Below are 16860 nucleotides of genomic sequence, written 5' to 3'. Positions count from 1 at the left end.
GTTGCCCTTGCGTGATCGCGAGAGGATCAGGCGGCGACGGCGTATTCGTAATATTCGACCGGCAGGTCTTCGTCTTTCACCAGCACCGGGGTCGGCTGGTAGTATTCAAACGCCTGGTTCAGCGCGTCGAGGGCCAGTTCTGCGGCGGTTTTTTGAGTCTGTGCTTCGGTCATTGGTCGCCTCATCGGATTGGAGGTAAATTCTGCATCGCAGCATACACCTGCATGCCGCGTGGACACCCGCCAATGCAGAAATGCTGCCATGCAGTATTTGCATGTTTGACCTTGGGGAAGGGAATTGGGAACTGAAAAGGTAATGGACCATTATTGGGACAGAATTGCGCCTAGATAATTTCCGCTACGCCCGTTTCATTGTTACCATTTTGCCCGACACTTCGCAGCAATAGAAACGGGCTCCCCCTGCTCTTGATCGTTAAACCCCCAACATCCAAACAGGGTCGGCTCTTTCATTGCAACTTCTCAAAAATGCTTCTAGCTCCTGCGCAAATTTTCCTGCTGGAACGCTGGCTGTTGTGGACGCAAAACCATCCAGCATGCTGCATAGTTGCGTGAGCTTTTCTTGGTCAAGGAAGAGTGGCCCGTAGAGGCTGAACCCCTCGATACAGAGAGAGAATACCGCGTAAACACGACCCATATTTTTCAGCGACGCGTAGAGAGATGTATCTAGCCAGTGGACATAAAAATCTGGCGTACCGCCAATATTGAACTCGATCCAACAAGTACCGCTAATCTCGGATTTTGGGTGCAGTCCATCCATGGATTGCACATACACCACAAAACGCAACCTGAACACCCATCGCCTAAACAAAAAAAGGGCCCGCCAAACCGGCGGGCCTTCTGTATTGTCGAGACGTAACGATCACACCACGCGGTTGATCTGCATCCGTTTGATTTCGGCGATTGCCTGCGCCGGGTTCAGACCTTTGGGGCAGGTTTTGGCGCAGTTCATGATGGTGTGGCAGCGGTAGAGTTTGAACGGATCTTCCAGATCGTCCAAACGCTCACCGGTGGCCTCATCACGGCTGTCAATGATCCAGCGGTAGGCGTGCAGCAGGGCGGCCGGGCCGAGGTATTTGTCGCCGTTCCACCAGTAGCTGGGGCAAGACGTCGAGCAGCTGGCGCACATGACGCACTCATAAAGGCCATCCAGCTTCTTGCGGTCTTCAATCGACTGCTTCCACTCTTTTGCCGGACGATTGGTCTTGGTTTCCAGCCACGGCATGATCGAGGCATGCTGGGCGTAGAAGTGGGTCAGATCGGGGATCAGATCCTTCACCACCGGCATATGCGGCAGCGGGTAGATTTTCACCACGTTGTTCTTCACCTCATCCATGCCGTAGATACAGGCGAGCGTGTTGATCCCGTCGATGTTCATCGCGCAGGAGCCACAGATGCCTTCGCGGCAGGAACGGCGGAAGGTCAGGGTCGGGTCGATCTCGTTTTTAATCTTGATGAGCGCATCAAGGATCATCGGACCACATTTGTCCATGTCGACAAAATAGGTATCCACCCGCGGGTTTTCGCCATCATCCGGATTCCAGCGGTAGATCTGGAACTTGCGGACATTGCTGGCACCGGTCGGCTTCGGCCAGGTCTTACCAACCTTAACCTTGGAGTTCTTGGGGAGCGTCAGCTGGACCATATTCGCTTCTCCTACTTGTTTGTGCGGGTCGCCCCGGCACCGTTCTCATTGCTTTGGGCGCATCGCCCTTGTTGTCAGTGGCCACGCCCAAAGGCGGGGCCGAAATCAATTCGCTACTTCACACAGTAGCTGGAACCACCCTGCAGCACCGAAGAGTTGGCGGTGCACCCGGCCATTGGATTGTAGGTACTCACCTGCTGGCTGGAATAGCGCACCCCTGTAGGCAGAGCCTGCGGTTCCCCATTGGGCAAGAGGGTGCGGCGAATACAAGAATTCACCGCATCTTCCCCCTCTTGTGTTCCCCCAAACTTACGAAAGTGCCGGACGCGTGGCAGCGCCTTTTCCGGATTGGAGGACACCCTTGCAGGGCTGATCGAGTACATCCCTGGAGCCATGGTTTCTTCGACACATTGGCGCGCAATCGCATCTCCTTGTTCCTTGCTGACCAAGGGCTTTTGGGTACATCCCAAAAGCATCGCGCCAGCAAGGCAACAGAGAGCAATGTTGCGCACCAACTGCATCAGAAGGTCCGTGCCTTCGGCGCGATGGTCTTCAGGCTGATGCCGCCTTCGTCTTCGGTGGTCAGCGGATCGGTGATCACCGGACGGAAGCTGAGATCCACTTTGGCGCCCTCAACATGGGCCACGGTGTGGACCCGCCAGTTCTCATCGTCACGCTCGGAGTAGTCTTCGTGCGCATGGGCACCACGGCTCTCCTTACGGGCTTCCGCACCCACGATGGTGGCCAGGGCGTTGGGCATCAGGTTGTCCAGCTCCAGCGTTTCCATCAGATCCGAGTTCCACACCAGCGAACGATCGGTGACCTTCAGGTCGCCCATCTTGCCCGCGATGGCGGTCATCTTTTCAACACCCTCTTTCAGGGTCTTGTCGGTCCGGAATACGGCCGCATCAGACTGCATGGTCTTCTGCATTTCCAGACGCAGATCTGCGGTCGGGATGCCGCCACTTGCATTGCGCAGCGTGTCGAAACGTTCAAACGCCTTATCAACCGACGCCTGGTTCAGCGTTGGGTTCGGCGCGTCCTTGTCGACCACCTGACCGGCACGGATCGAGGCCGCGCGGCCAAAGACCACAAGGTCGATCAACGAGTTCGAACCCAGACGGTTCGCGCCATGCACCGAGGCACAGCCCGCTTCGCCCGCAGCCATCAGACCCGGCACAACTGCTGTGGGATCGTCTTGGGTCGGGTTCAGCACTTCGCCCCAGTAGTTGGTCGGGATACCGCCCATGTTGTAGTGCACCGTCGGCAGAACCGGGATCGGTTCCTTGGTCACGTCCACACCGGCAAAGATCTTGGCCGATTCCGAAATCCCCGGCAAACGTTCCGCCAGTGCCTCAGGCGGCAGGTGGCTGAGGTTCAGGTGGATGTGATCGCCATGTTCACCAACCCCACGGCCTTCGCGGATCTCCATGGTCATGGAGCGCGAAACATAGTCACGCGGCGCCAGGTCTTTGTAGTTCGGCGCATAGCGCTCCATGAAGCGTTCACCTTCGGAGTTGGTCAGATAGCCGCCTTCCCCACGTGCACCTTCGGTGATCAGACAGCCTGAACCGTAGATGCCGGTTGGGTGGAACTGAACAAATTCCATATCCTGCAGCGCCAGACCGGCACGGGCCACCATACCGCCACCGTCACCGGTGCAGGTATGTGCCGAGGTTGCCGAGAAATAGGCACGGCCATAGCCGCCCGTCGCCAACACCACCATTTTAGCGTTGAAGACATGCATGGTGCCGTCATCCAGCTTCCAGCAGACAACGCCCTGACACTGGCCGTCTTCGGACATGATCAGGTCGATGGCGAAATATTCGATGTAGAATTCCGCGTTGTTCTTCAGCGACTGACCGTAGAGCGTATGCAGGATCGCGTGACCGGTCCGGTCTGCCGCAGCACAGGTCCGCTGTACGGGCGGGCCTTCGCCAAATTCGGTGGTGTGGCCGCCGAAGGGACGCTGGTAGATCTTGCCCTCTTCGGTGCGCGAGAAAGGCACGCCGTAGTGCTCCAGCTCGTAAACCGCCTTGGGGGCTTCGCGCGCCAGATATTCCATCGCGTCGGTGTCGCCCAGCCAGTCCGAGCCTTTCACCGTGTCATACATGTGCCACTGCCAGCTGTCCGGGCCCATGTTGCCCAAGGAAGCGGCGATGCCGCCCTGTGCCGCAACGGTGTGCGAGCGGGTTGGGAACACTTTGGTCACACAAGCGGTGCGCAGGCCCTGTTCGGCCATGCCCAGCGTTGCACGCAGGCCAGCGCCACCGGCGCCAACAACAACCACGTCATAATCGTGGGTTTCGTATTCGTATGCTGCCATTGTTCTTTTCCTTACAGCGCGATCTTGGCCAACGCGAACAGACCAAAGGCGGTCAGTGCGTAGGACAGGCCGATCACGAACATGATTGCCAGCTTGCGGGTGGTGCCGTGGGCGTAGTCTTCGATCATCATCTGCGCCCCTTTGGCGAAGTGACGCATCCCGATCATCAGGACCAGACCGGTCACAACAGTCGGGAACGGACGCGAGAAGGTCGCTAGGACCTCTTCATGCGAACTGCCCAGTGCAGAGCCGAAGATATACATGAAAACGGGCATCATCACTGCCAGGCCAACGGCGCTGACAGTCATATACCAGTGGTGATCGGTCCCGGTGTGGGAGGCGCCTTTGCCCTCGGCGCGTTTACGGGCGGTCAGATAACGCATCTTGTTGCTCCGTTATACAAGGATGATGGTGATGACGGTCAGCACAACCGAGCCGATCAGACAGGCCCAGCCCAGCTTTTCAGCGGTTGGGATGTCGAGGCCCTTGCCCGCATCAAAATAGAGGTGACGCAGACCTGCGAGGTAGTGATACCACATGCCCAGCGCCGAAAGGCTGAAGACCAGATCACCAAACCAGGAGGTCAAAACGGCGTTGGCCGTTGCGTAATATTCTTCGCCCGTTGCCGCCGCCAACAGCCACCAGACAACCAGGAAAGCGGTGACCACCAGCGCGTTGCCGGTGATACGTGTCAGGATGGACGTAATGGAGGTCAGCTGGGGACGATAGATTTGAATGTGCGGGGAAAGAGGGCGTTCGACCCGTTTCACATCAGCCATATCAGATCCTTTCAGGGTTCCCTTGCTTGGTTACTTTCATAACCGATTTTACAAGTATGTCACGACGTAGGGACGTCGCGGTTGCGCTAAACTTTTAGAAATTTTCGTGTTTTAGGCAGTTTGTGATCACACGATAGCGACGCGTGATCACAAAACATATTCTGAGTTAATTAGTCGGAAATCTACCCTGATTCTGCCCTGCAGCATGGCAAATGGCGGGGGTATGTCCCGTCACTGCACCTCATTGGCGACGATTTCGCGTTCACCGATCTTGTTGAAGTGCCCCTGCAACTCCGCATCGACGGCAGCCCAGTTTTCAAAGGTCAGCGGCACACCTACCAACGCTTCCGGCAAGCCGTTTACAAAGGCTTGGCGATAGGCTGTTGGCGGGTGTGTGGTATCAAGGCTGAGCTTTTCCGCGTGATGTTTGGTCAGGGCCCGCGTCGCCTCTTGCTCGGACAGCTGGTCAACGGTCGCCGCAAGCCGGTTCAAAAAAGCAAAGCCCGTTTCGTCTTTGCGTGGCAGAATGCCGGACCGTTTGGCTTCAGACGCCTCAAACCGTAAAAAGCGATCGAATGCGCTGCTATTTGCCCCCTGCCCGGCAACCTTTACTGCGCTGACGTCAGCCAAATATTCGGCTTTCTGCGCTTCGGCGAAATGCAGCTTCAGGATCAGCAGCATCAGCGCTTCGACTGCGCCCCCCAGGACGCCTGAGAACAGATCAGCCATCAGACCGTGGCTTTCCCGCTCAACCGTACCGGTGTATTCATCAACGTAGTGGTCTCGAGACACGAGATCGTGCCAGGCTTCCAATACTATCAGCGCCCTGTGTGGCAGCGACATACGGCGGACATCACGATTGGCCAGATGCCCAAGCTCGTGCCCCAACACTGCCAGACGCTGCTCTGGGGACATGCCCAGCCACAGCATAGCGCCAATGCCCACAACAGTGTCTTGCCGGACCTCCGTCGCGAATGCGTTGAATTCGCTGTTCAGCACCACTTTCGAAACCTTGGGTGCCCCCAGATGGGCAGAGATCGCATCCAACAAGGCAAAGGTTTCCGGCAGCGTTTTGCGATCAATCGCCCCCTCAGGCATCTGGTTTTTACGTGGTCGCAACATCCAGCCAAGCCCAAGGAACACAACTCCGAGGACGATCGTTATCAAGTTGGGGAAGTCAAGAAGCAGGAACACCAGTCCTAAGATGGCAAGCACAAAGGGGCTGGCCACCACTAGGGCGCTAAGCGTCCACAAGAGTGCCCCGGGCCGCGCGGATCCCGTCCGGCCAGAGGCGATGTCTTTCAGGGCAGATAGGTAAATGGCCTCTCCGACCTTTTGGTTGAGTTTCTGAATCTGTTTTTCAATCATTACATGGGCATCAATGCCCAATAATCGAGATCAAGCAAGACCTCAGGATTGTATTTGCCATCTTCGCCCTTCAACTCGAACGGTGCGCCGCCTTTGGTGGCCACCAGCCGCAGGCGGATTGCTCCAACGCCGGGCGCTGGGGTTTCCGCTTTGTCCAGAACTTCGGTCCAGGCTTTCACAGTATCGCCCGCAAAACAGGGGTTTGCATGGGCGCCCCCATTGAGGCCAACAATCATCTGCGCATTGGCCAGCCCGTTGAACGACAGCGCCCGCGCCATTGAGATCACATGCCCGCCATAGATCAGCCGCTGCCCGTCGGGACGGAATGTGGCATCAAAATGCACCTTGGCCGTATTCTGCCACAGGCGGGTCGCCATCATATGTTCGGCTTCCTCGATGGTGACACCATCAACGTGGTCGATCTTCTCACCCACGCCATAGTCGCCCCAGCGATGGGGATCTCCCGACTGATCAAAATCATAGTTGCTGAAGTCCAGCCCTTCGGGGATCAGCAGATCCTCCGCCGGGATCACCGATCGCAGTTCGGGGATAACCGTTTCTGGCGCCGGGGCCTCTAGATCCTTCTTGCGGACCATGACCCAGCGCACATATTCCAGAACCACCTCGCCGATCTGGTTGAAGCCACGGGTATAGACCCAGACCACACCGGATTTGCCGTTGGAGTTCTGTTTCAGCCCGATCACCTCGGACACCGAACGCAGGGTGTCGCCGGGAAAGACCGGTTTCACCCAACGCCCTTCGGCGTAGCCAAGGTTTGCAACGGCGTTCAACGAGACATCCGGCACGGTTTTGCCAAACACCACATGGAACGCCGCCAGATCATCGATCGGGCTGCCTTCAAGACCGCAGTCCCGCGCGAATTCATCCGAGGAATAAAGCGCATGACGCGCCGGATAGAGCGCGTGATACAGCGCCCGCTCCCCTTCCGCGACAGTGCGCGGCACAGCGTGGACGATCACATCGCCCAGTTTGTAATCCTCAAAAAAGCGGCCTGCATTGGTCTTTGCCATGGTTAGTGCGCTCCAAGCTTGGTGTCAGGTGTGTAGGTGCCTTCGACCTCTTTCACCACGGCCTGCCCGCAACGCATCACCCCGTTTGCCGCATCAAAGGCATATGTGGGATCGCCGTGCAGCTCCCAGCCTTTGTTCAGCGCGTCGGTGACTTTGTGGCAGAAGGCCGAAGTGTCGTCTTCGGTCAGCAGTCGATAGAGTTTCATGTCTTACCCCGGAAATGGTGATGGTCCGATCAGGCCATGGATATAGCCGATCACACCCAATAGAACGATTGAGGCGACAAAGAACATAGCGTCTTTGGCGATGGGGCCTTTTTCGTTTGGCCGCCAGTCCGGTTCGGACTTATTGATGGTGATGACCTCGATGACTGCCCAGGCCAGCAACCCGCCAAACAGGATCAAAGAGGCCAGATCGCCGTTGACCAGCAGGTGCGCCGCCGCCCAGATTTTGAAGCCGGTCAACATCGGGTGCCGCATCTTGTAAAACAGCGCGCCTTTGCTGGGACCGGGGCTGGTGAAGTAAAGCGCAAACAGCATCAACAGGTTGTTGAGGTGACGCAGGAAATAGGGCGGTTCGTAAACGGCTATATAGTCCGCCGCGCGGTAGCCGATCACCATCAGCACAACAGAAACCAGCAGCGCCAATGCCACCAGCCCCTTGCCCTTGTCGCCCATATTGGCGCGGGCCTCCGGGGCCAGTCGTTTGAAAAGATGCGCGCTGCTCCACAGCAACACGCCCAGAATGAGCCAGATCATGGATGCCTCCAAATAGTGTGGGTATCTGGGCGCAGCTAAGTCTTATTCGACCAGTTCGGCAATAGCCGCCGCTTTGGCGAGGGTCTTTTTCGCGGTTTCCACGTGCAAGTTCTCAACAATTTTACCGTCCACCACGGCAACGCCCTGCCCCGCCGCCTCACTTTCCTCAAAGGCGGCGATCTGACGTTGGGCCAGATCGACCTCGGCCTCGGAAGGTGCAAAGGCCGCGTTGGTCACAGCCACCTGCGCCGGGTGGATCAAGGTTTTGCCGTCAAAACCCAAATCGCGACCCTGTTCACATTCTGCCTTCAGGCCTTCGTCATCCTTGAACTGGTTGTAGACACCATCGACGGCCACAACGCCATGAGCGCGGGCGGCCAGCAACATGGTCTGCAGCGCCATCTGCATCGGCAGGCGATCGGCGCGGTAGCGGCAGTTCAGTTCCTTCGCCAGATCATTGGTGCCAGCCACAAATCCCTGCAACTGCGGGTGGGCCGCAATTTCCAAGGCATTCAGCACCCCCAACGGCGTTTCAATCATTGCCCAGATCGGTGTGTCGTTGCCCAGAAGGTCCGCCAGCGCCTGAACATCTGCGGCCGTGTTTACCTTGGGCAACAGAAAGGCATCAGCTTCGGCGTCGCGCAGCGCCTCCACATCGCCTTTGCCCCATTGGCTGTCGAGCCCGTTGATCCGCACGATCTTGGCGCGATTGCCATAACCGCCTTCGGCGAGCGCTGCCTTCAGCGTATCGCGCGCACCCTCTTTGGCGTCGGGCGCCACTGCATCCTCTAGGTCAAAGATGATCGCATCCACCGGCAGGCCACGGGCCTTTTCCAGCGCGCGGTCCTTGGACCCCGGGATGTAAAGTAAGGAACGATAAGGGCGGGCGGCCATGTCCATTTGCAATCTCCTCGCAAGAATCTTGCGCCAACATGGTCAAAATCGGATTAAAACTTCAAGTCAAATTTCGCCGCATCGCAGAAATACGTAAAGACCAAGGCCACCAAGCGGGGCGCAGAACGGTACGTTAACGCCATTTTCAATTCTCTTGGGCAGTCTGTTTGGCAACGGATCACACAGGCCAATGGGAGGCCCGATTTGGCAAAGAATGTCCGCAACCGGCGTCAGAAACGCTGACGTGACCAGCAAAGACCCAGCCATTGGGTCGGGACCGGGCCGCAGAAGCGCCCTCCCCTAGCAAGAAGGAAGAGACGATGAAACCGATGCATTTTGCATGGGCGCTGCTCATCCCTGCGGCAGCCGCAACCGAAACCCTCGCCCAGCAGCCCGCTGCCTGTGCGCCACGCGCGGCCGTGGTTGAAAAACTGGCAAGTGACTATGGCGAAGCGCGCCAGTCCATCGGGCTTGGCAACGACAATTCGGTGATCGAGGTTTTTGCCTCACCCGAAACCGGTAGTTGGACCATCACAGTGACCCTGCCCTCCGGCATGACCTGCCTGATGGCCAGCGGTCAGGCGTTTGAAGCGCTGGACGAAATGGTGCCGACCGCGGGATCAGACGCATGAGGGTCAGGTCAGGCCGTCCCAGATCAGCTTGGCCCCTGTCAGCACCAACATCACATAGGTCAGCAGGAAAAACAGACGCTCAGGCACGGCAAAGTGCAGTTTCACCCCGATCCAGGCCCCAATCAGAGCCACCGGCGCAAGTACCAGATCGATCAGCAGCGTCTGTGCAGTAAAAATGCCAAGAAAGGCATATGGCACCGCTTTGGCGATGTTGATCGCCCAGAAGGTGATGACGGTGGTGCCCTGAAACGGGGTTTTGCCCAATCCGCGCGACAGCAGGTATACCGCCGCGGGCGGCCCACCTGCATGGCTGACAAAGCTGGTGAACCCGGCAACGCAGCCTGCAATCGCTCCGCCCCAGGCGGGCATGGCGCGTTTCGGCTGTGGGATCAGCTTGGCCTTCAAGCTCATTTGCCAGGCCACAAATGCCAGTGAAATAACCCCGATCAAAACGCGGAACACATCCGCATCGGCAATCTGGTACAGCCATGCCCCAAGCGCCACACCCGGCAACGAGCCTAGGATCAAGACTTTGGCATCCGGCCAGGACCAGCGCCCCCAATAGGGTTTCAAGGTGGCCACATCGACCAACATAAGAAGCGGCAACATGATGCCCAAAGCCTGCCCCGGCTCCAGCACCAGCGCCAGAATCGCGGCAGAGGCGAAAGCGGCGCCGGATCCGAAACCACCTTTTGAAATGCCCGCAAAAAGCACCGCCGGCGCGGCAATCGCCAGCATTCCCCAATCCAATGTCATTTTCCGAATCCCCACCCCGTTAGCGCTACCGACCCTGATTTATCAGCAAAAAACGTCACAGAACAGACACAATGCGGCACGTGCCGCATCGCAGCACACTTGCACGGCGGGCCGGAACAGATTACCCCATGCGCGATTTCAAAACGGACCGGAGTAGAATTCCATGGCCAGACCCAAGATCGCCCTCATCGGCGCTGGACAGATCGGTGGCACCCTTGCGCACCTCGCAGCCCTGAAAGAACTCGGCGACGTCGTACTGTTCGACATCGCAGAAGGCACCCCCGAAGGCAAAGCCCTCGACATCGCGGAATCGGGCCCCTCGGAAGGTTTCGACGCCAAGCTGAAAGGCACCCAGGATTACGCCGACATCGCAGGCGCCGACGTTTGCATCGTCACCGCTGGTGTGCCGCGCAAACCCGGCATGAGCCGCGACGACCTGCTGGGCATCAACCTGAAGGTTATGAAGTCGGTTGGCGAAGGCATCCGTGACAACGCCCCGGACGCTTTTGTGATCTGCATCACCAACCCGCTGGACGCCATGGTTTGGGCGCTGCGCGAATTCTCGGGCCTGCCCCACGCCAAAGTCTGCGGCATGGCCGGTGTTCTGGACTCCGCCCGTTTCCGTCACTTCCTGGCGGAAGAGTTTGACGTGTCGATGAAAGACGTCACCGCCTTTGTACTGGGTGGCCACGGCGACACCATGGTGCCTTCGGTGCGCTATTCCACCGTTGCCGGTATCCCGCTGCCGGATCTTGTTGAAATGGGCTGGACCACGCAGGAAAAAATGGACGCAATCGTACAGCGCACCCGTGATGGCGGTGCCGAGATTGTTGGCCTGCTGAAAACCGGTTCGGCGTTCTACGCGCCCGCCACCTCGGCGATTGAAATGGCCGAAGCCTACCTGAAAGACCAGAAGCGCGTTCTGCCCTGCGCCGCCTACTGTGACGGCGACCTGGGTCTGAAAGGCATGTACGTGGGTGTTCCGACTGTGATCGGCGCCGGCGGTGTTGAGCGTATCGTCAACATCAAGCTCAACAAAGAAGAGCAGGACATGTTCGACACTTCGGTCAAGGCTGTTCAGGGTCTGGTTGAGGCCTGCAAAGGCATCGACCCCTCGCTGTCCTAAGCGGTTTCAGCAGAGACATTGGAAGGGACGCCTTGCGGGGCGTCCCTTTGCATTTTCCCCATTTGAAGCGCGCGGATTTTGGGCGCTAACAATTTTGACCAAGTTTTAAAGGCCTTCGACAAATTCGTCACAGAGCTAAACCTGTGGATAACTTTTGTCGTAGAAGAGTCGAATCGCGGCAATCCGCCACGCCTCAAGTTTTGTGATCACACTTTCAAAACGTGTGATCACAAATGTCGAAAAATCACCAAAAATCCCGCTTATTTGTCAAAAAGCGTTTAAATTCTTGGCAACCCTGTGCGTATACCGAGTCTGATCGTAGCAAGACGGGATAGGTTCATGAACATTCATGAGTATCAGGCGAAAGCACTGCTTCGCGAATACGGCGCCCCGGTTTCTGATGGACGTGTAGTCCTGAAGGCCGAGGATGCAAAAACCGCCGCAGGCGAACTCGACGGCCCGCTGTGGGTGGTCAAGGCGCAGATCCACGCAGGTGGGCGCGGCAAAGGCTCCTTCAAAGAAGCGGACGCCGGCGAAAAAGGCGGTGTTCGTCTTGCCAAGTCGGTGGAAGAAGCGGCTGAAGAAGCCAAGAAAATGCTTGGCCGCACTCTGGTGACCCACCAGACCGGCGAAGCGGGCAAACAGGTCAACCGCATCTACATCGAAGATGGCTCGGACATCGAGCGTGAGCTGTATTTGGCTCTGCTGGTAGACCGTCAGACCTCGCGCATTTCGTTTGTATGCTCGACCGAAGGCGGCATGGACATCGAAGAGGTTGCCGAAGCAACCCCTGAGAAGATCCTGAGCTTCTCGGTTGATCCGGCCACTGGCTACCAGCCCTACCACGGCCGCCGCATCGCCTTTGCTCTGGGCCTGGAAGGCACCGCGGTTAAGCAGTGCGTTAAGCTGATGAGCCAGCTGTACCAAGCCTTCACCGAGAAGGACATGGAGATGCTGGAAATCAACCCGCTGATCGTCATGCCCGGCAACGAGCTGAAGGTTCTGGACGCGAAACTGGGCTTTGACGGCAACGCGGTTTACCGCCACGCCGATGTCGCGGCCCTGCGCGATGAGACCGAAGAAGACCCCAAAGAGCTGGAAGCGTCGAAATACGACCTGAACTACATCGCTCTGGACGGTGAAATCGGCTGCATGGTGAACGGTGCTGGTCTGGCGATGGCCACCATGGACATCATCAAACTCTACGGTGCGGAGCCTGCAAACTTCCTCGACGTTGGTGGCGGCGCCACCAAAGAGAAAGTGACCGAAGCCTTCAAGATCATCACCTCTGACAAAAACGTCAAAGGCATCCTGGTGAACATCTTCGGTGGCATCATGCGCTGTGACGTGATCGCAGAAGGTGTGGTTGCCGCGGTGAAAGAAGTTGGTCTGGAAGTGCCGCTGGTTGTGCGCCTCGAAGGCACCAACGTGGAAGCTGGCAAAGACATCATCAACAACTCGGGTCTGGATGTGATCGCGGCGGACAACCTGTCCGACGGCGCCGAAAAGATCGTTAAAGCGGTGAAAGGTTAAGACCTATGGCAATTCTCGTAGATGAAAACACCAAGGTCATCTGTCAGGGCTTCACCGGCTCGCAGGGGACCTTCCATTCGGAACAGGCGATCGCATACGGCACCAAAATGGTTGGCGGTGTGACCCCCGGCAAAGGTGGCATGGACCACCTTGGTCTGCCCGTGTTCAACTCGGTGCATGAAGCCAAGGCCAAAACTGAAGCCAACGCCTCGGTGATCTATGTGCCGCCGCCCTTCGCGGCCGACTCGATCCTGGAAGCGATTGACGCGGAAATGGAACTGATCGTCTGCATTACCGAAGGCATCCCGGTGCTGGACATGATGCGCGTGAAGCGTGCGCTGGAAGACAGCTCCAGCCGCCTGATCGGCCCGAACTGCCCCGGTCTGATCACCCCCGGCGCCTGTAAGATCGGCATCATGCCCGGCCACATCCACAACCGGGGTTCGGTTGGCGTTGTGTCCCGTTCCGGCACCCTGACCTATGAAGCTGTGAAACAGACTTCGGACATCGGTCTGGGCCAGTCGACCGCCGTTGGTATCGGTGGCGACCCGATCAAGGGCACCGAGCACATCGACGTCTTGGACATGTTCCTGGACGATGATGAAACCACCTCGATCATCATGATCGGTGAGATCGGTGGTTCGGCAGAAGAAGAAGCGGCTGAGTTCCTGGCGGAACAAAAGAAAAAAGGCCGTTGGAAACCGACTGCTGGCTTCATCGCTGGCCGCACGGCGCCTCCGGGCCGCCGCATGGGCCACGCAGGCGCAATCGTTGCCGGCGGCAAAGGTGGTGCAGAAGACAAGATCGAAGCCATGAAATCGGCTGGCATCGTTGTTGCAGACAGCCCCGCAACCCTGGGTGAGGCCGTTCAGAAGGCTATCGAACTGGGTTAATCAGAATTGGGGCGGGGTTTTAATGAACCCCGCCCTCATTCCCATCTCCCGCCACCCCTCGGAGCAAGGCGGCAGAGGCCGGAACCGTAACTCTCGGGTCTCTCTCCTGTTGCTTCAGGTCGGACACAAGGAACGCAAAAATGAACGATCAAAGCCCCAACGACCTTTTCCATGCCTCCTCTTTCATGCAGGGGCACAATGCGGAATATCTGGAACAGATGTACGCCCGCTATGCGTCAGACCCCAACGCGGTTGACGCCTCCTGGCAGGAGTTTTTCAGCCAGCTGGGTGATGCTGAGCTGGACGTGAAGGCCGAGGCCGAAGGCCCCAGCTGGGCGCGCTCTGACTGGCCGCCGCAGCCCAACGACGATCTGACCGCCGCATTAGACGGCCAGTGGCCCGCCGCCCCCGAAGCCAAGGGCGCCGGCAAGAAGATCAAAGAGAAAGCCGCCGAAAAGGGCGTCGAAGTCTCTGATGAAGCGATCAAACGCGCTGTGCTGGATTCGATCCGCGCCCTGATGATCATTCGCGCCTACCGGATCCGGGGCCACCTGATCGCGGATATCGACCCGCTGGGCATGCGCGACCAGACCCCGCATCCTGAGTTGGATTACAAATCCTACGGCTTCACCGACGCTGATCTGGATCGCCCGATCTTCATCGACAACGTGCTGGGGCTGCAGATTGCCTCGCTGCGTCAGATCATGGACATCGTGAAACGCACCTATTGCGGCACTTTTGCACTGCAGTACATGCACATCTCGAACCCCGAAGAAGCCTCTTGGCTGAAAGAGCGGATCGAAGGCTTCAACAAGGAAATCACCTTCACCCGCGAGGGCCGTAAAGCGATCCTCAACAAGCTGGTTGAGGCCGAGGGCTTTGAGAAGTTCCTGCATGTGAAATACATGGGCACCAAACGCTTTGGCCTGGACGGCGGCGAAGCGCTGATCCCGGCGATGGAGCAGATCATCAAACGCGGCGGCAACCTTGGCGTTAAGGAAATTGTGATCGGTATGCCGCACCGTGGCCGCCTGAACATCCTGGCCAACGTGATGCGCAAGCCTTACCGCGCCATTTTCAATGAATTTCAGGGCGGCAGCTTCAAACCCGAAGATGTGGACGGCTCGGGCGATGTGAAATACCACCTCGGTGCTTCTTCGGACCGCGAATTTGATGGCAACTCGGTGCACCTGTCGCTGACCGCCAACCCGTCGCACCTTGAGGCGGTGAACCCGGTGGTTCTGGGTAAAGCCCGCGCCAAAACCGACCAGCTGAAGGATGATGAACGCACTTCGGTGATCCCGATCCTGCTGCACGGTGACGCGGCCTTTGCCGGTCAGGGTGTTGTGGCGGAATGTTTCGCCCTGTCGGGTCTGCGGGGTCACAAGACCGGCGGCACCATTCACATCGTGGTGAACAACCAGATCGGCTTCACCACCGCGCCGCACTTCTCACGCTCTTCGCCCTATCCCACCGACAACGCGCTGGTGGTTGAGGCGCCGATTTTCCACGTCAATGGCGACGATCCCGAAGCCGTGGTACACGCCGCCCGCGTTGCCACCGAGTTCCGTCAGAAATTCCGCAAGGACGTGGTGCTCGACATCTTCTGCTACCGCCGGTTTGGTCACAACGAAGGCGATGAGCCGATGTTCACCAACCCGATCATGTACAAGAACATCAAGAAGCATAAGACCACGCTGCAGCTGTACACCGATCGTCTGGTCAAGGACGGGCTGATCCCCGAAGGCGAGATCGAAGACATGAAGGCCGCCTTCCAGGCGCACCTGAACGAAGAGTTCGAGACCGGCAAAGAGTTCAAACCAAACAAGGCCGACTGGCTGGATGGCCGCTGGTCGCATCTGGACAAGCAGGATGAGGACTACCAGCGCGGTCAGACCTCGATCAAACCGGAAACGCTGGCCGAAGTGGGCACCGCCCTCAGCCGTCTGCCAGAAGGTTTCCCGGCACATAAAACCGTGGCCCGTATTCTGGATGCCAAGGCCAAGATGTTTGACAGCGGCAAAGGTTTTGACTGGGCTACTGCCGAGGCACTGGCCTTTGGCTCGCTGCTGACAGAGGGCTATCCGGTTCGCCTGTCCGGTCAGGACGCCACCCGCGGCACCTTCTCGCAGCGCCATTCCGGCATTGTGAACCAGCAGACCGAGGAACGTTTCTTCCCGCTGAACCACATCCGTGAAGGTCAGTCGCGTTACGAGGTGATCGACTCGGCCCTGTCTGAATATGCGGTTCTGGGTTTCGAATACGGCTACTCGCTGGCGGAACCCAATGCGCTGACCATGTGGGAAGCCCAGTTCGGCGACTTCGCCAACGGCGCGCAGATCATGTTCGATCAGTTCATCTCTTCGGGTGAATCGAAATGGCTGCGGATGTCCGGTCTGGTCTGCATGCTGCCGCATGGTTTTGAAGGCCAGGGTCCGGAACACTCTTCAGCTCGCCTGGAACGCTTCCTGCAGATGTGTGGTGGCGACAACTGGATCGTGGCCAACTGTACCACGCCGGCCAACTACTTCCACATCCTGCGCCGCCAGCTGCACCGGACCTTCCGCAAGCCGCTGGTGCTCATGACCCCGAAATCGCTGCTGCGTCACAAGCTCTGCGTTTCCGAGGCCGAAGATTTCACCACCGGCTCCTCCTTCCACCGCGTCCTGTGGGACGATGCTCAGAAGGGGAATTCGGACACCAACCTGGTGGCGGATGACAAGATCAAACGTGTCGTTATGTGTTCGGGCAAGGTCTACTTCGACCTGCTGGAAGAACGTGACGCGCGCGGTCTGGACGACGTGTACCTGCTGCGTGTCGAACAGTTCTACCCGTTCCCGGCCATGGCTCTGACCAAAGAGTTGGAGCGTTTCAAAAATGCTGAAATGGTCTGGTGTCAGGAAGAGCCGAAGAACCAGGGCGCCTGGTCCTTCATTGAGCCCAACATCGAATGGTGCCTGAGCCGCATCAAAGCCAAACACACCCGCCCGGTCTACGCCGGCCGTGCCGCCTCGGCATCGCCCGCAACCGGTCTTGCCAGCCAGCACAAAGCACAACAAGCCGCGCTCGTGAACGAAGCGCTGACCATCGAAGGGAAATAAC

General features: G+C 58.1%; 18 protein-coding genes. 5 read left to right on the top strand and 13 right to left on the bottom strand.

Features of this window, described 5'->3' with window-relative positions; all coding sequences use genetic code 11:
• Positions 1–26: 26 nt before the first annotated feature.
• The 12 genes from SIC14_RS08975 to SIC14_RS08920 form a co-directional block, all read right to left on the bottom strand.
• Positions 27–173, bottom strand: coding sequence for a hypothetical protein (locus SIC14_RS08975; RefSeq protein ID WP_412565484.1), 147 nt, complete (start codon positions 171–173; stop codon positions 27–29).
• A gap of 259 nt (positions 174–432) precedes the next feature.
• Positions 433–777: a hypothetical protein gene (locus SIC14_RS08970; RefSeq protein ID WP_412565483.1), complete on the bottom strand. Its 345-nt coding sequence runs from the start codon at positions 775–777 to the stop codon at positions 433–435.
• Positions 778–879: 102 nt separating this feature from the next.
• Positions 880–1662, bottom strand: coding sequence for a succinate dehydrogenase iron-sulfur subunit (locus SIC14_RS08965; RefSeq protein ID WP_412565482.1), 783 nt, complete (start codon positions 1660–1662; stop codon positions 880–882).
• 113 nt (positions 1663–1775) lie between these two features.
• On the bottom strand, positions 1776–2183 hold the full coding sequence (locus SIC14_RS08960) for a hypothetical protein (protein ID WP_412565481.1): 408 nt from the start codon (positions 2181–2183) through the stop codon (positions 1776–1778).
• Positions 2183–3988 carry a succinate dehydrogenase flavoprotein subunit gene (sdhA, locus tag SIC14_RS08955; protein WP_412565480.1) on the bottom strand — a complete coding sequence of 602 codons (1806 nt, stop codon included), beginning with the start codon at positions 3986–3988 and terminating at the stop codon, positions 2183–2185. Before sdhA ends, SIC14_RS08960 begins: the two co-directional genes overlap by 1 nt.
• 11 nt (positions 3989–3999) lie before the next feature.
• A complete protein-coding gene (sdhD, locus tag SIC14_RS08950; RefSeq protein WP_412565479.1) occupies positions 4000–4371 on the bottom strand; it encodes a succinate dehydrogenase, hydrophobic membrane anchor protein in 372 nt (123 codons plus the stop codon).
• Positions 4372–4383: 12 nt separating this feature from the next.
• Positions 4384–4767 (bottom strand): succinate dehydrogenase, cytochrome b556 subunit, encoded by a 384-nt coding sequence (sdhC, locus tag SIC14_RS08945; protein ID WP_412565478.1) that lies wholly within the window; start codon positions 4765–4767, stop codon positions 4384–4386.
• 231 nt (positions 4768–4998) lie between these two features.
• Positions 4999–6135, bottom strand: a complete 1137-nt coding sequence (locus tag SIC14_RS08940) for a M48 family metalloprotease (RefSeq protein ID WP_412565477.1) — start codon at positions 6133–6135, stop codon at positions 4999–5001.
• Entirely contained in the window at positions 6135–7166 is a 1032-nt protein-coding gene (locus SIC14_RS08935) for a MaoC family dehydratase (protein WP_412565476.1), read from the bottom strand. The genes SIC14_RS08940 and SIC14_RS08935 overlap by 1 nt, the downstream gene beginning before the upstream one ends.
• 2 nt (positions 7167–7168) lie before the next feature.
• Positions 7169–7372: a DUF1737 domain-containing protein gene (locus SIC14_RS08930; RefSeq protein ID WP_412565475.1), complete on the bottom strand. Its 204-nt coding sequence runs from the start codon at positions 7370–7372 to the stop codon at positions 7169–7171.
• 3 nt (positions 7373–7375) lie between these two features.
• Positions 7376–7924 carry an NnrU family protein gene (locus tag SIC14_RS08925; RefSeq protein ID WP_412565474.1) on the bottom strand — a complete coding sequence of 183 codons (549 nt, stop codon included), beginning with the start codon at positions 7922–7924 and terminating at the stop codon, positions 7376–7378.
• A gap of 42 nt (positions 7925–7966) precedes the next feature.
• A complete protein-coding gene (locus tag SIC14_RS08920) occupies positions 7967–8824 on the bottom strand; it encodes an HpcH/HpaI aldolase/citrate lyase family protein (RefSeq protein WP_412565473.1) in 858 nt (285 codons plus the stop codon).
• 314 nt (positions 8825–9138) lie between these two features.
• Between SIC14_RS08920 and SIC14_RS08915 the strand changes: the two genes are divergently transcribed.
• A complete protein-coding gene (locus SIC14_RS08915; protein WP_412565472.1) occupies positions 9139–9450 on the top strand; it encodes a hypothetical protein in 312 nt (103 codons plus the stop codon).
• A 3-nt stretch (positions 9451–9453) separates the two neighbouring features.
• Here the strand turns inward: SIC14_RS08915 and SIC14_RS08910 are convergent, their stop codons facing one another.
• Positions 9454–10206 (bottom strand): sulfite exporter TauE/SafE family protein, encoded by a 753-nt coding sequence (locus SIC14_RS08910; protein WP_412565471.1) that lies wholly within the window; start codon positions 10204–10206, stop codon positions 9454–9456.
• Between the two features lie 163 nt (positions 10207–10369).
• Between SIC14_RS08910 and mdh the strand changes: the two genes are divergently transcribed.
• The 4 genes from mdh to SIC14_RS08890 all read left to right on the top strand — a co-directional run bounded on the left by mdh (position 10370) and on the right by SIC14_RS08890 (position 16859).
• Positions 10370–11332 carry a malate dehydrogenase gene (gene mdh / locus SIC14_RS08905; protein WP_412565470.1) on the top strand — a complete coding sequence of 321 codons (963 nt, stop codon included), beginning with the start codon at positions 10370–10372 and terminating at the stop codon, positions 11330–11332.
• Positions 11333–11671: 339 nt separating this feature from the next.
• Complete coding sequence (gene sucC, locus SIC14_RS08900) at positions 11672–12865, top strand: ADP-forming succinate--CoA ligase subunit beta (RefSeq protein WP_412565469.1); 1194 nt, start codon at positions 11672–11674, stop codon at positions 12863–12865.
• A 5-nt stretch (positions 12866–12870) separates the two neighbouring features.
• Positions 12871–13758 (top strand): succinate--CoA ligase subunit alpha, encoded by an 888-nt coding sequence (gene sucD, locus SIC14_RS08895; protein ID WP_412565468.1) that lies wholly within the window; start codon positions 12871–12873, stop codon positions 13756–13758.
• A 140-nt stretch (positions 13759–13898) separates the two neighbouring features.
• Complete coding sequence (locus SIC14_RS08890; protein ID WP_412565467.1) at positions 13899–16859, top strand: 2-oxoglutarate dehydrogenase E1 component; 2961 nt, start codon at positions 13899–13901, stop codon at positions 16857–16859.
• Position 16860: the final 1 nt, after the last annotated feature.

This window comes from Thalassobius sp. MITS945101 (assembly GCF_047123305.1).
Lineage (GTDB): Bacteria > Pseudomonadota > Alphaproteobacteria > Rhodobacterales > Rhodobacteraceae > Thalassobius.
Note: the sequence above shows the minus strand (reverse complement) of the source record. Positions and strands in the feature narration are given on the sequence as shown.

Coding starts and splice junctions, on each gene's coding strand:
- SIC14_RS08975 (WP_412565484.1), bottom strand. CDS start 173: ATGACCGAAGCACAGACTCAAAAAACCGCCGCAGAACTGGCCCTCGAC.
- SIC14_RS08970 (WP_412565483.1), bottom strand. CDS start 777: ATGGATGGACTGCACCCAAAATCCGAGATTAGCGGTACTTGTTGGATC.
- SIC14_RS08965 (WP_412565482.1), bottom strand. CDS start 1,662: ATGGTCCAGCTGACGCTCCCCAAGAACTCCAAGGTTAAGGTTGGTAAG.
- SIC14_RS08960 (WP_412565481.1), bottom strand. CDS start 2,183: ATGCAGTTGGTGCGCAACATTGCTCTCTGTTGCCTTGCTGGCGCGATG.
- sdhA (WP_412565480.1), bottom strand. CDS start 3,988: ATGGCAGCATACGAATACGAAACCCACGATTATGACGTGGTTGTTGTT.
- sdhD (WP_412565479.1), bottom strand. CDS start 4,371: ATGCGTTATCTGACCGCCCGTAAACGCGCCGAGGGCAAAGGCGCCTCC.
- sdhC (WP_412565478.1), bottom strand. CDS start 4,767: ATGGCTGATGTGAAACGGGTCGAACGCCCTCTTTCCCCGCACATTCAA.
- SIC14_RS08940 (WP_412565477.1), bottom strand. CDS start 6,135: ATGATTGAAAAACAGATTCAGAAACTCAACCAAAAGGTCGGAGAGGCC.
- SIC14_RS08935 (WP_412565476.1), bottom strand. CDS start 7,166: ATGGCAAAGACCAATGCAGGCCGCTTTTTTGAGGATTACAAACTGGGC.
- SIC14_RS08930 (WP_412565475.1), bottom strand. CDS start 7,372: ATGAAACTCTATCGACTGCTGACCGAAGACGACACTTCGGCCTTCTGC.
- SIC14_RS08925 (WP_412565474.1), bottom strand. CDS start 7,924: ATGATCTGGCTCATTCTGGGCGTGTTGCTGTGGAGCAGCGCGCATCTT.
- SIC14_RS08920 (WP_412565473.1), bottom strand. CDS start 8,824: ATGGACATGGCCGCCCGCCCTTATCGTTCCTTACTTTACATCCCGGGG.
- SIC14_RS08915 (WP_412565472.1), top strand. CDS start 9,139: ATGAAACCGATGCATTTTGCATGGGCGCTGCTCATCCCTGCGGCAGCC.
- SIC14_RS08910 (WP_412565471.1), bottom strand. CDS start 10,206: ATGACATTGGATTGGGGAATGCTGGCGATTGCCGCGCCGGCGGTGCTT.
- mdh (WP_412565470.1), top strand. CDS start 10,370: ATGGCCAGACCCAAGATCGCCCTCATCGGCGCTGGACAGATCGGTGGC.
- sucC (WP_412565469.1), top strand. CDS start 11,672: ATGAACATTCATGAGTATCAGGCGAAAGCACTGCTTCGCGAATACGGC.
- sucD (WP_412565468.1), top strand. CDS start 12,871: ATGGCAATTCTCGTAGATGAAAACACCAAGGTCATCTGTCAGGGCTTC.
- SIC14_RS08890 (WP_412565467.1), top strand. CDS start 13,899: ATGAACGATCAAAGCCCCAACGACCTTTTCCATGCCTCCTCTTTCATG.